The organism is Pseudomonas rosaeacicularis (assembly GCF_057128745.1).
The window spans coordinates 178,147-191,026 of sequence record NZ_JBSKHT010000012.1; the positions used below are offsets into that span (position 1 = coordinate 178,147).

Here is a 12,880-nt window from a genome sequence, read left to right on the forward strand (position 1 = left end):
ACGCGTCGAATTGACTGACGTCTTCGCGGACAGGTCCGCGCCCACGGATGTGTTTATCGTCGCTAGCCCAACAAAAAGCCCCTATTTCTCACGAAACCGGGGCTTTTATTTGGCGCGATCCCGCCCGTTACTGACCCAGAACCTTGCCGATCGTCTGATCCTGGAACAGACGCGTCAGCGCATCGCTGAGCACATCGCTGACCAGCTTGGTGTTGGTCTCTTCGTTAGGCGCCATGCCGAAGCGCTGGTCCATGGACGCTGCATAACGACCGCTGTAGCTGCGGCCGTTGTTCTGCACGTCAGCGCGGAACGTCGAGCTGATGCTCGCTTCGGTCACGTACATGCCTTCTTTGGGCGACTGATATTTCAGGTCGGCCAAGGTCACGGTCAACTGCGGACCATTACCGCCCGTGGTCGGCGTGAAGCCCAGCAAACGCACAGCTGCTTCGGCCTGGGCCTGCAACTGCGGCAGCAACTGCTGACCGTTTACCGTGATCGAACTGGTTTCCGGGTACAAGCCACCTCGCGTGCCCAGCGTCTGTGATGGACGTCCATCGACGACACGAACGGTCACAGGCTGGCCACGACCGACGGCAGTCAGCTGGGCATTCAATTTGGGTTGCGGGCTAAGGGACTGCGGGCTGTGGGCACAACCCACCAGCGTCAAACTGCTAACAGCAAGCAAACCGAACAAAAGGCGACGCAGCATGCTCATTCTCCATGGGCCAGGCACAAAATGTGCCGCAGTATAGCGACCTCTCAACATCGCTCACTAGCTGAAAAATAGGACCGGGCGCCAGCGACACGGTTCCGCCACGGGAATGTCACCGGGGTGTCATCGCCATACGACACACTTTTCACATCCCAACGCCACGGAGTTCTGCCATGGACTTGCTCTGGTCACTGTTTTCGCTGCGCCGCCGCCATCGCCACTACGCACGCCTGGACAAGCACGGCATCTGCCTGTCGTTCATACACTGCGCCACCCCTCCATCCGGTCAGGACTGGGTGGAAATAAACGAACCCAAACTCAGCTGGCTGCATCAGCCATTGCCGTCCAGCGCCCGTGTTGCGCGACCAGCGCGTTCGATTACCGCCCGGCAATTGATCGTGACGTGACCGAACGGCGAATAAAAGTCGTTTAAATTGGATCAATTCTCAACGTTACATCGCTATAATCTCACCCCGATTATAAGGACGTCTCCTGATCGGGCCTCGCAGCATCGTTGATACCTCGTATCAGCTCCTCCGTTTCGCCCACAGAGAGCCTTCCACACAGACATGTGCCCGTCAGTGCGCGCGGTCCTACGGTGAGAAAACCCTCGATTTGATCGAACCTTTCCCGCCCGACAACCTCCCACACCTGACTCGCGCCTGATCTGCCAGAGCTGCCATCGCGCAGCCCTTTTTGAGGTTCACGTCTTCAAAAGAGCGTGAAAAAAACGGGTTTTCACAACTTCATAAGAGTGTGGCGAGCAAATGAATAGTTACGCGTTTGTAAATGCACCATTAGCATCTGACCCAGCCCCCTTGAACAGGACTGACCGCTGCCGCGCAGTCTCCACGACCGGAGTCTGAAGCCTGTCCGCTACGGATTTGGTTGCACAACCGGATGCCTTGACGATAGTCGAATGGCTGTTCGGGCCAAAAAATGCGTTCATGCTTGTCTATCAAGTATCAACGCAGGCTCGTTCGGTGGCGTCCGCTGAAGATGCAAAAAATTGCGAAGAATCGGACATGGCGATCCCGGCCAGGGTTATGTGGGGGCACGCCTGGAAATACGCCCTCCCACACCCGGCAACTGACCTGGGGAACGCATGCCGTCAATTTGGTGCTGCAGATTTTGGAGACGCGTTAAATGGCGCATAACGAAGCAGTCGATGTAGTACTGGTCGGGGCCGGCATCATGAGTGCCACCCTCGCAGTACTGCTCAAAGAGCTCGATCCCAGCCTCAAACTGGAAGTCGTCGAGCTGATGGATTCCGGTGCTGCGGAGAGTTCCAACCCTTGGAACAACGCTGGCACCGGCCACGCCGGTCTGTGTGAGCTGAACTACACCCCGCAGGCAGCAGATGGCTCCATCGACATCAAAAAAGCCGTTCAGATCAACAGCCAATTTGAAGTGTCGAAGCAGTTCTGGGCCTATCTGGCACGCAAAGGCACCTTCGGCTCATCGCGCTCGTTCATCACCCCGGTGCCGCACCTGAGTTTCGTTCAGGGCGAAAAAGGCATCTCTTTCCTGAAGAAACGTTTCGAGGCGATGCATACCCATCACGCGTTCGCGTCGATGGAATACACCGAAGACAAAGCCAAGCTGGCCGAGTGGATGCCGTTGATGATGCCCGGCCGCCCCGCCGATGAGCCCATCGCTGCGACCCGTGTCATGCACGGCACCGATGTCAACTTCGGCAACCTTACCAACAACTTGCTCAAACACCTGGCCAGCGCACCCGATGCGCAGGTCAAGTACTGCAAGCGCGTCACAGGCCTGAGCCGTAAAGGCAGCGGCTGGAGCGTCACGATCAAGGACGTCAACAGTGGCGGCACTCGCGAGATCGACGCCAAGTTCGTGTTCCTCGGTGCAGGCGGTGCAGCGCTACCGTTGCTGCAGATGTCGGGCATTGATGAAAGCAAAGGTTTCGGCGGCTTCCCGGTCAGTGGCCAGTGGCTGCGTTGCGACAACCCGGAGGTGGTCAAACACCACCAGGCCAAGGTCTACAGCCAGGCCGCGGTAGGTTCGCCACCGATGTCGGTTCCGCACCTGGACACCCGCGTCGTCGACGGCAAGACCTCTTTGCTGTTCGGACCGTACGCAGGCTTCACCACCAAATTCCTCAAGCACGGCTCGCTGATGGACCTGCCACTGTCTATCCGCGCAGCCAACATCGCGCCGATGCTGGCCGTGGCACGGGACAACATGGACCTGACCAAATACCTGATCAGCGAAGTGCGTCAGTCGATGGAACAGCGTCTGGAGGCGTTGCGGCGCTTCTACCCTGAAGCCCGCGCTGAAGACTGGCGGCTGGAAGTGGCCGGTCAGCGCGTGCAGATCATCAAGAAAGATCCGAAGAAAGGCGGCGTTCTGCAGTTTGGTACCGAACTGGTATCGGCTCAGGACGGTACGCTGGCAGCACTGCTCGGCGCCTCGCCGGGCGCCTCGGTCACGGTGTCGATCATGCTGGACCTGATCGAACGCTGCTTCCCGGAAAAAACCCGCACCGAGTGGGCTGCCAAGCTGAACGAGATTTTCCCTGCCCGGGAAAAAGCCCTGGAAACCGACGCGCAGCTGTATCAGCGTGTCAGCGCCCAGAGCGACGCGAGTCTGGAGCTGGTGCAGAACAGCGAAGCGGCAAGCTTTGCCTGATTCAGAGTTCGCTCTGATTTAAGTGAAAAAACTGAAACCCCCGCCCACGCAGCGGGGGTTTCAGTCTTCGGTCAGCGTGTAAGCTGACGACGGTTTTTCTCTTGAAATCCGGTGTGATCTGGTTGCGCCAAGATCAACCGCGAGCCTTGTCGATCAACTCGATGTATTCCTCAGCGTTTCGCTGATCTTTGATCACCGCAACGAAGTCATTGCCGTGCTCGTCCTTGCCATCAAGGTCGTAGCCCGCTTCCTTGAAGAACACCAGAAAACGCGCGAAATCGTCGACACGCAGACCGCGATAGGCCTTGATCAGCTTATGAAACGACGGCGAAGTAGCGTCAACCGGTTCGAAATCGAGGAACAATTTGATTTGGGCATCGCCGATCTCATCGCCAATCAACTGCTTCTTATCTTTACGCATGCTCACTCCAACGGACTTGCGGGACATTTCACGGGGGGGCAGTTTACCCCCCGCCCGGTCACAGGCTCAACGCGCGCGTACGGCCCCGGTATGGATATCGGCCCAGACATGGCCGTTGGCGTAACTGAGAAACTGGCAATAAACCTTCTCGTTGCGCAGCAGATCGACCAGTACGCGGTACTGAATGGCGGGGTAATAGAGGGTCAAGGTCCGAGTCTTGTCGTCAAAAGTTGGCTTTTTCAGGCTTTTGCTTTCGCCGTCGAAATGAATCAGTACATCGTTAACGGTCGCCCCCTTGTTCATGGGCTTGCCTTTAAGGCGCAGCACCAGCGGCGAGGTCACGGGAATGGGTTGCTGATTGGACTGACGCTGACTGCCGACCACCACCGAATACTCAGTGATCTGTAACAACTGCTGCTGGTCGGGCTCGCCTTCGCGAACGGACAACTCGTCAGGCGGCAGGTACTGCGCGTGCATGGGCTCGGCCAGCGCGGGGAGTGGCAGGCTCAACAGCAACATCAGCGCCGCTTTACTACGAAACGATAACGTCATGGGTGCCTCCCGAAAAAGTGGGGGGCACTCTAGCATGTTGATCCTGCACACTCTGTAGGAGCGAATTCATTCGCGAGAGGCACTGTGCGCTTAACACAACCGCATATGCCCCGAGATCGCTCGCGAATAAATTCGCTCCTACAGAGACCAGGCAGGCTTTTTACATCCCCTTCACGGCATAAATCCCGGCAGCATTGCGCCAGTAGCCTTTGTAGTCCATGCCATACCCGAAGATGTAACGGTCAACACACGGCAGGCCCACGAAATCAGCCTTCAGATCAGGCCGCGCCTTGCGGTTGTGATCCTTGTCGATCAGCACGGCAGTGTGCACGGCGCTGGCGCCGGCATGTTTGCAGAAGTCGATGATCGCGCCCAGGGTGTGCCCTTCATCGAGGATGTCATCGATGATCAACACGTCGCGGTCGATGAAAGAGACTTCCGGCTTGGCCTTCCAGAACAGATCGCCGCCACTGGTTTCATTGCGATAACGGGTGGCGTGCAGGTAGGACGCTTCCAGCGGGAAGTTCAGATGCGTCAGCAGCTTGCCGGCGAAAATCAGGCCGCCATTCATGACGCAGAACACCACCGGATTACGATCTGCCAGCACGCTGTTGATGTGCTGACCTACGCGGGCGATGGATGCCTCAACTTCGGCCTCCGTGTACAGGCAGTCAGCCTCGCGCATGATTTGACGGATATGCTCGAGATCAGCGGACATGACGCTCTCCAAGGGGGCAGTGTAAGAAAAGCGGGCAAAGGTACGCATCCGGCCAGTCCAGAGCAAGCGTTTCTGGACTAACGTTGCACGGGCGTCCCAAGGTTGTAAGAAAGCCGAACCTAACCGGTAAGACAAGTTACGACTGAATAGATTAATCTAGGCCGTTTTTTTTGCCCGCCGCTGGAGCCTTCCCCTTATGCCCATTCGTGAAATCCGCCATCCGCTGATCCGTCACAAGCTCGGTCTGATGCGCCGCGCCGATATCAGCACCAAGAATTTCCGTGAACTGGCGCAGGAAGTCGGCGCACTGCTGACGTACGAAGCAACCGCAGATCTGCCGCTGGAAACCTACGACATTCAGGGCTGGGCCGGCACGGTTCAGGTCGAGAAGATCGCCGGCAAGAAGATTACCGTAGTGCCTATCTTGCGCGCCGGCATCGGCATGCTCGACGGGGTGCTCAGCCTAATTCCGGGCGCCAAGGTCAGCGCTGTGGGCCTGGCCCGCAACGAAGAAACCCTGCAAGCGCACACGTATCTGGAAAAGCTGGTTCCGGAGATCAACGAGCGTCTGGCGATGATCATTGACCCGATGCTGGCCACTGGTAGCTCCATGGTCGCCGCAATCGATCTGCTCAAAAAAGCAGGCTGCCGCGAAATCCGCGCCATGGTGCTGGTTGCCGCCCCCGAAGGCATCGCTGCCGTCGAGAAAGCACACCCGGACGTGATGATCTACACCGCGTCCATCGATGAACGCCTGAACGAACACGGCTACATCATTCCGGGCCTGGGCGATGCCGGTGACAAGATTTTCGGCACCAAGCAAAAGGACGCCTGATGAGCACGGATGACTTCAACGATCCAACCTGGCGCACCATTCTCTCGGGCGCGCAGATGCTGTTCGTGGCCTTCGGCGCATTGGTGCTGATGCCGCTGATCACCGGGCTCGACCCTAACGTCGCGCTGTTTACCGCCGGTCTCGGCACATTGTGCTTTCAAGTCGTCACTGGGCGCCAAGTGCCGGTCTTCCTGGCCTCAAGCTTTGCGTTCATCACACCGATCATTCTCGCCAAAGGCCAGTTCGGTCTGGCCGCGACCATGGGCGGCGTGATGGCAGCAGGCTTCGTCTATACCTTCCTCGGGCTTGCGGTGAAGATCAAAGGCACTGGTTTTATCGACCGTCTGCTGCCTCCGGTGGTGATCGGTCCGGTGATTATTTCCATCGGTCTGGCCATGGCGCCGATTGCAGCCAACATGGCAATGGGCAGAACCGGCGACGGGGCTGCGGAGTTGATCCCGTATAACACCGCCATCGCCATCTCGATGGCGGCGTTACTGACCACGGTCATCGTCGCGGTCTTCGGCAAAGGGATATTCCGTCTGGTGCCGATCATCTCCGGCGTGCTGGTGGGCTTCGCCCTGTCGTTCTACTTTGGCGTGGTCGACACTGCCAAAATTGCCGCAGCGCCATGGCTGGCCTTGCCGCATTTCACTGCGCCGGAATTCAACTGGCAGGCGATTCTGTTCATCGTCCCTGTCGCCCTGGCCCCCGCTATCGAGCACATCGGTGGCGTGATCGCCGTCGGCAGCGTTACCGGTCGTGACTATTTGAAAAAGCCCGGACTGCACCGCACGCTGTTGGGCGATGGCATTGCAACGACAGTCGCCGGTGCATTCGGCGGCCCGCCCAACACCACGTATGCCGAAGTCACTGGTGCGGTGATGCTGACCAAGAACTACAACCCGAAAATCATGACCTGGGCGGCGATCTTCGCCATCACTCTGGCGTTCATTGGCAAGTTTGGCGCGCTATTGCAAAGCATTCCGGTGCCGGTGATGGGCGGAATTCTCTGCCTGTTGTTTGGCTCGATTGCCGCGGTGGGCATGAATACGCTGATCCGCCACAAAGTCGACCTGGCCGAGGCGCGCAATCTGGTGATCGTGTCGGTGACATTGGTGTTCGGGATCGGTGGCGTGTTGATCGGCACCGGCAACGGGCCTGATGATTTCGGCATGAAAGGCATTGCGCTGTGCGCCGTAACGGCCATCGCGCTGAACTTGATTCTGCCGGGAAGCGACGCCTGGAAGAACAAGCGTCTGGATGATCAGTTGCCGTAAACCGTCGCCCCTGTAGGAGCGAATTTATTCGCGAGACGCCGGTAATGACTGACGGAAATTCACTGTCTGGACTACCGCTTCGCGAATGAATTCGCTCCTACAGAGAACATGCGATCACAACATCAACGGCGCCCGTTCACACATTTTGTTCAGCGCCGCTGCCCAGTTCGGGTCGTCATTCAAGCATGGGATCAGCACCAGCTCCTCACCGCCCGCCTCTTTGAACTGCTCCGCCCCGCGATCGCCAATTTCCTCCAACGTCTCGATGCAGTCGGCGACAAACGCCGGGCACATCACCAACAACTTCTTCACACCCTGGGCTGCCAGTTCGGCCAGGTGCGCTTCGGTGTAGGGTTCGATCCACTTGGCGCGCCCCAGACGCGACTGAAACGACACCGACCACTTGCCATCAGGAATGCCCGCCAACCGCGCGAACTCTGAAGCAGACCTCATGCACTGCGCGCGATAGCAAGTGGCGATGACGGCGGGTGAGGCGTTCTGGCAGCAGTTGGCATCTTTAAAGCAGTGGCTGCCGGTCGGGTCGAGTTTGGTCAAGTGCCTCTCCGGCAACCCGTGAAAGCTCAACAGCAAATGGTCGTGCGCCTGCTCCAGATGCGGCCGGACGTTGTCGACCAGCGCTTGCAGGTACTCGGGCTGGTCGTAAAACGGCTGCAACACCGAAAACTGAACGTCGAGCTTGCGCTCACGCACCACGCGTTTGGCCTCCTCGATCACCGTGGTCACGGTGCTGTCAGCGAACTGCGGGTAGACCGGCGCGAGGGTGATTTTCCTGATGCCCTGGGAGGTGAGCTTCTTCAGAACGGTGTCGATAGAAGGCTCGCCGTAACGCATCGCCAATTCAACCGGGCCTGCGGTCCACTCTTTGGCCATCGCTTGTTGCAGGCGCTTGCTCAGGACCACCAACGGAGAGCCGCCCTCCCACCAGATCGAGGCGTAGGCATGGGCCGATTGCTCCGGGCGCCTGATAAGAATCAGTGAAACGATCAGCCGCCGAAGCGGCCAAGGCACATCGATCACGTAGGGATCCATCAGAAACTGGTTGAGGTAGCGACGCACGTCGGCTACCTCAGTGGAAGCTGGCGAACCCAGGTTAACCAGCAGCAACGCGTGATCGGTCATGCAACACCTTAAAGTCAGTGGCGGCGCAGCAGATTGTCCAGAGCCGCGCGCAGATCGGTGAATCGGAATTTAAAACCCGCAGCCTGTAGCCGTGAGGGCCGAGCACGTTGCCCGCCCAGCAGCAATATCGATAACTCGCCCATCAATAGACGCAAGGCGACAGCGGGCATCGGCATGAAAGAAGGACGGTGCAGAATCGCGGCCAGAGTTTTGGCGAAGTCGCGGTTGCGGACCGGTGACGGCGCGCAGGCATTATAGGGACCTCGAGCGTCTTCCCGGTTCAACAAAAAATCAATGGCGGCGATTTGATCGTCGATATGGACCCACGGCATCCACTGCCGACCGTTACCAATCGGGCCGCCCATGCCAAGCTTGAAAGGTGGCAGCAGGCGCTGGAGAAAGCCGCCTTCGTTGGCCAGCACCAAGCCGGTTCGCACCAGCACCACCCGAATGCCCAAAGCTTGAGCTCGCACGGCGGTTTCTTCCCAGGCGATACACAGACGGCTGGCGAAGTCTTCGCTGACGGGGGGAGACTCTTCGTCCAGTTCGCGCTCGCCGCCGTCGCCGTACCAGCCAACTGCTGACCCTGAGATCATCACCGCAGGCTTTTGCTCGCGACGCTCAAGCCAAGTGATGAGCTGTTCGGTGAGGGTGATGCGGCTGTCCCACAACAGCGCTTTGCGCTTGCGGGTCCAAGGCCGGTCGGCAATCGGCGCACCGGCCAGGTTGATCACTGCGTCTACCGGCTGCGCGCCGATATCGTCCGGATGAGCGATGCCACGCACACCGACGCCGCACAGCTTCGCGACCTCCTCGGGTTTGCGGCTCCAGACCGTCAGCTGATGCCCCTGACTGAGCCAGTGCCGGCAAAGTCTGCGTCCTATCAATCCCGTACCGCCGGTCAGCAAAATGTGCATGACTGAATTCCTCACGTGGCGTGCGTCGCAGTTCAGTAGTCTATTTTTCATACCGTTCGCGCTCAGAATCCAAGCGCACACTTGAACCATAGGCCACGCTATAGAGAACGGCGCCATAGCTAGTCGTTCGAACAGTTGAAGATTTTTCGGGCGGCGCCAGACTCACCTCGAGCCGTACGGGTGCGTCGCGGCCCTCGCAGTGGAAGGACGTCAAGTTATACCGAAAAACAATATTGTACAGGTTTTAACTACGGCGTAGTCTGTGCAGACAAGGTAACGAGGCCCCTATGACTGTACCTATCGCAATCATCGGTACCGGTATCGCCGGACTCTCCGCTGCCCGCGCATTGCATGCTGCCGGGCACGCCATCCAACTTTTTGACAAAAGCCGCGGCAGCGGTGGACGCATGTCCAGCAAACGCAGTGATGCGGGTGCCCTGGACATGGGCGCGCAATATTTCACCGCCCGAGATCGCCGATTTGCCGCCATCGTCCAGCAATGGCAAGCCGACGGCCATGTCGCTGAATGGAAGCCGCTGCTTTACAACTTCCACGGTGGACATCTGAGTCTGTCACCGGACGAGCAAGTGCGTTGGGTGGGCAAGCCGCGCATGAGCGCCATCACGCGCGCCATGCTGGGCGACATGCCGGTCACATTCTCGTGTCGTATCACTGAAGTCTTTCACGGCGAAGAACACTGGAACCTGCTGGACGAAGATGGCCAAAGCCATGGCCCGTTCAGCCAGGTGGTGATCGCCATCCCCGCGCCGCAAGCGACTGCCTTGTTGGCGGCGGCGCCGAAACTGGCGAGCGTCGTTGCCGGTGTGAAAATGGAGCCTACCTGGGCGGTGGCCCTTGCCTTTGAAGTGCCGCTGGACACCCAGCTCGAAGGCTGCTTCGTACAAGACAGCCCCATTGACTGGCTGGCCCGCAACCGCAGTAAGCCGGGGCGCGATAGCACGATGGACACTTGGGTGCTACACGCGACCAGCGCCTGGAGCCGGCAACATCTGGACATGCCCAAAGAGCAAGTCATCGAGCAGTTGCACGGTGCCTTCGCCGAACTGATGAACTGCGCAATGCCGGCGCCAGCATTCACTCTCGCCCATCGCTGGCTGTACGCACGTCCAGCCGGCGCGCGTGAGGTCGGTGCATTGTCCGATCCGGATCTGGGCTTGTATGTGTGCGGCGACTGGTGTTTGTCCGGACGCGTCGAAGGTGCATGGCTCAGCGGCCAGGAAGCAGCACGACGCCTGCTCGAGCATCTCAAGTGAACCGACTCAATCCGCGCAAACTGCTGCTTTCAAAGTGGACAGCAGCCAGCCCTCAAAACCGGGAAAAACACTTCCTCGTCACAGAACTGTTCTGCGACGAAGAAGGCACGGTGCTGGAGATCGAATTGCAGGCCGTGATGACCAAGCGCGCGCAACGCTTCGCTTGGCAGGCTTTGCAGGATGATGAATCGTGGCGGATGGGATGGAAGTAAGTATCCCGCCACTGTGCGGCCTCCTGTAGGAGCGAACTTGTTCGCGAGACGTCCTCTCACACCTACCTCGTAGCCTGGCTCACCAGCAAGTTGGCTCCTACAGAGAGCGGGCGTTCATTCCTACGACAAAACCTGTACAAATAGTTTGACTTGTACAAGCACAAACCTATGATGAACAGAAGTTGTACAGACAAAACATCCTGTACAAGCAGTTCACAGAGGTTTTGCCATGTCCACGTCTGCACATACGCCTGAAATCTCTAATGCTCCCAAGCCAAAACTCGGCATCAGCGCCTGTTTGCTGGGCGTAGAAGTTCGATATAACGGCGGGCACAAACTCTCGCATCTTTGCAGCGACGCGCTGAGTCAGTATTTCGACTTCATCCCCGCCTGCCCCGAGGTGGCCATTGGCATGGGCATCCCCCGCCAGGCCATCCGTTTGGTGGGCGATCCGGATCACCCCCAGGCCGTCGGCTCCGTCGACAGTGAACTTAACGTCACTCAGGCACTGGCCGAGTACGGCGAACATATGGCCACGCAGATGAACGACCTCTGCGGCTACATTTTCATGCAGAAATCGCCATCCTGCGGGCTGGAACGGGTCAAGGTCTATCGCGAAAACGGCGCACCGCAAGACGGCGGCGGCACCGGTATTTATGCCCGTGCCTTCTGCGATCGCCATCCCGACTTGCCAGTGGAAGAAGACGGTCGATTAAATGACCCGGTCCTGCGAGAAAACTTCATTACCCGTGTCTATGCCTATGCCGCCTGGCAGGCTCTGTGCCAAAGCGGCATCACACGCCGCGCGCTAACCGAATTCCACTCGCGCTATAAATATCAGCTGATGGCCAATGATCCGGTGCAATACCGTGCGTTGGGCAACCTGCTGGGCACCATGGGTAAGACTGACCCCAACGAGATCGCGCCGCGCTACTTCAGCGAACTGATGAGCGCCCTGAAAAAGCCGGCCACGCGCCGCACACACACCAATGTGCTGCAACACCTGTGTGGCTATCTGCGCAAGACCATCGGAGCTGAAGACAAGCAGGAAATCCAGACCGTCATCGATCAATACCATCAGGGCATCGTGCCGTTGGTGGTGCCGCTGACGCTGCTCAAACACCATTTCCGCCAACACCCCGATCCGTATGTCGCGCTTCAGGTTTACCTGCAACCGCACCCGGAAAACCTCAGCCTGCGGAACGCCATCTAAATCATGACCACCTCACAGCTTGAGTCCCCCGAGGACGAAGACGCTAACGGCGACGCTGGCGATCTTGAACACGGCTGGCTGCCCATCCGCGAAATCGCGCGGCTGACGGGCGTCAATGCCGTGACCCTTCGCGCCTGGGAGCGGCGCTATGGCCTGATCGTGCCGCACCGCACGCCCAAGGGCCATCGACTGTATTCGACCGAGCATGTCCAGCAGGTACACACCATCGTGACCTGGCTCAATCGCGGGGTTTCTGTCAGTCAGGTCAAACAACTGCTCGACACTCATCAGACCCCACCCACAACGCCGCAAAGCGATTGGGATGCGCTGCGCCAGACCCTGCAGCAAGCGATCAGCGAACTGGCCGAGCGGCGCGTCGACGAGATGTTCAATCAAGCGATGTCGCTCTACCCGCCCCGGACTTTGTGCGAGCAGTTGATGCTGCCGCTGCTGGCTTCGCTCGAAAAGCGCTGGCAAGGCCAGTTCGGGGCGCAACTGGAGCGAGTGTTCTTCTATTCGTGGTTGCGCAGCAAACTGGGGGCCCGTCTTTATCACAACAATCGACAACTCAGCGGCGCGCCGGTGTTGTTGGTCAATCAGTCGGATTTGCCCCTAGAGCCGCATCTGTGGCTGACCGCCTGGCTGGTCAGTAGCGCCGACTGCCCGGTGGAGGTCTTCGACTGGCCGTTGCCGGTGGGCGAACTGGCACTGGCCAGCGAATACCTCAAGCCGCGTGCCGTGCTGTTGTACTCCAGCAAAGCCCTGAACGTGTCGCAGTTGCCGCGACTGCTCAACAACGTGGCCTGCCCGATCGTGCTGACCGGACCAACGGTACGCATCCATTCGGCCGAGTTGTCCGTATCAGTCAATGAGACACCCGGGTTGACTGTCGCCGAAGACCCGCTCGCGGCTCAATTAACGCTGCAGCGCCTTGGGCTTATTTAAGGAATGAAC

General features: G+C 58.8%; 14 protein-coding genes. 8 read left to right on the forward strand and 6 right to left on the reverse strand.

Annotated elements, in window-relative coordinates; translation table 11 throughout:
- Positions 1-127: 127 nt before the first annotated feature.
- Positions 128-709, reverse strand: coding sequence for a YajG family lipoprotein (locus ACWKWM_RS17120; protein ID WP_483847273.1), 582 nt, complete (start codon positions 707-709; stop codon positions 128-130).
- Positions 710-885: 176 nt separating this feature from the next.
- Between ACWKWM_RS17120 and ACWKWM_RS17125 the strand changes: the two genes are divergently transcribed.
- Together ACWKWM_RS17125 and mqo are read left to right on the forward strand one after the other, a co-directional pair.
- Positions 886-1,119 (forward strand): hypothetical protein, encoded by a 234-nt coding sequence (locus tag ACWKWM_RS17125; protein WP_483847274.1) that lies wholly within the window; start codon positions 886-888, stop codon positions 1,117-1,119.
- Between the two features lie 739 nt (positions 1,120-1,858).
- Positions 1,859-3,364, forward strand: coding sequence for a malate dehydrogenase (quinone) (mqo, locus tag ACWKWM_RS17130; protein WP_483847275.1), 1,506 nt, complete (start codon positions 1,859-1,861; stop codon positions 3,362-3,364).
- Positions 3,365-3,497: 133 nt separating this feature from the next.
- Here mqo and ACWKWM_RS17135 read toward each other — a convergent pair whose 3' ends face one another.
- The 3 genes from ACWKWM_RS17135 to ACWKWM_RS17145 form a co-directional block, all read right to left on the reverse strand.
- Positions 3,498-3,785 carry a PA4642 family protein gene (locus ACWKWM_RS17135; protein WP_483847276.1) on the reverse strand — a complete coding sequence of 96 codons (288 nt, stop codon included), beginning with the start codon at positions 3,783-3,785 and terminating at the stop codon, positions 3,498-3,500.
- Positions 3,786-3,851: 66 nt separating this feature from the next.
- Positions 3,852-4,337, reverse strand: coding sequence for a hypothetical protein (locus ACWKWM_RS17140; RefSeq protein WP_483847277.1), 486 nt, complete (start codon positions 4,335-4,337; stop codon positions 3,852-3,854).
- Between the two features lie 160 nt (positions 4,338-4,497).
- Entirely contained in the window at positions 4,498-5,055 is a 558-nt protein-coding gene (locus ACWKWM_RS17145) for a hypoxanthine-guanine phosphoribosyltransferase (protein ID WP_483847278.1), read from the reverse strand.
- Between the two features lie 196 nt (positions 5,056-5,251).
- Between ACWKWM_RS17145 and upp the strand changes: the two genes are divergently transcribed.
- Entirely contained in the window at positions 5,252-5,890 is a 639-nt protein-coding gene (gene upp, locus ACWKWM_RS17150; protein ID WP_483837600.1) for a uracil phosphoribosyltransferase, read from the forward strand.
- Positions 5,890-7,170: a uracil-xanthine permease family protein gene (locus tag ACWKWM_RS17155; RefSeq protein ID WP_483847279.1), complete on the forward strand. Its 1,281-nt coding sequence runs from the start codon at positions 5,890-5,892 to the stop codon at positions 7,168-7,170. Before upp ends, ACWKWM_RS17155 begins: the two co-directional genes overlap by 1 nt.
- A gap of 114 nt (positions 7,171-7,284) precedes the next feature.
- Here ACWKWM_RS17155 and hemH read toward each other — a convergent pair whose 3' ends face one another.
- Both hemH and ACWKWM_RS17165 read right to left on the reverse strand, forming a co-directional pair.
- On the reverse strand, positions 7,285-8,310 hold the full coding sequence (gene hemH / locus ACWKWM_RS17160; protein WP_483847280.1) for a ferrochelatase: 1,026 nt from the start codon (positions 8,308-8,310) through the stop codon (positions 7,285-7,287).
- A 14-nt stretch (positions 8,311-8,324) separates the two neighbouring features.
- The gene (locus tag ACWKWM_RS17165) at positions 8,325-9,227 is read right to left on the reverse strand and encodes a TIGR01777 family oxidoreductase (protein WP_483847281.1); all 903 of its coding nucleotides are present in this window, start codon (positions 9,225-9,227) and stop codon (positions 8,325-8,327) included.
- Positions 9,228-9,514: 287 nt separating this feature from the next.
- Between ACWKWM_RS17165 and ACWKWM_RS17170 the strand changes: the two genes are divergently transcribed.
- From ACWKWM_RS17170 to ACWKWM_RS17185, 4 genes are all read left to right on the forward strand, one after another.
- On the forward strand, positions 9,515-10,501 hold the full coding sequence (locus ACWKWM_RS17170; protein WP_483847282.1) for an NAD(P)/FAD-dependent oxidoreductase: 987 nt from the start codon (positions 9,515-9,517) through the stop codon (positions 10,499-10,501).
- The gene (locus ACWKWM_RS17175) at positions 10,498-10,713 is read left to right on the forward strand and encodes a TIGR02450 family Trp-rich protein (protein ID WP_483847283.1); all 216 of its coding nucleotides are present in this window, start codon (positions 10,498-10,500) and stop codon (positions 10,711-10,713) included. The genes ACWKWM_RS17170 and ACWKWM_RS17175 overlap by 4 nt, the downstream gene beginning before the upstream one ends.
- Positions 10,714-10,942: 229 nt before the next feature.
- Positions 10,943-11,926, forward strand: coding sequence for a YbgA family protein (locus tag ACWKWM_RS17180; protein WP_483847284.1), 984 nt, complete (start codon positions 10,943-10,945; stop codon positions 11,924-11,926).
- Positions 11,927-11,929: 3 nt separating this feature from the next.
- Positions 11,930-12,871, forward strand: a complete 942-nt coding sequence (locus ACWKWM_RS17185; protein ID WP_483847285.1) for a MerR family transcriptional regulator — start codon at positions 11,930-11,932, stop codon at positions 12,869-12,871.
- Positions 12,872-12,880 lie beyond the last annotated feature (9 nt).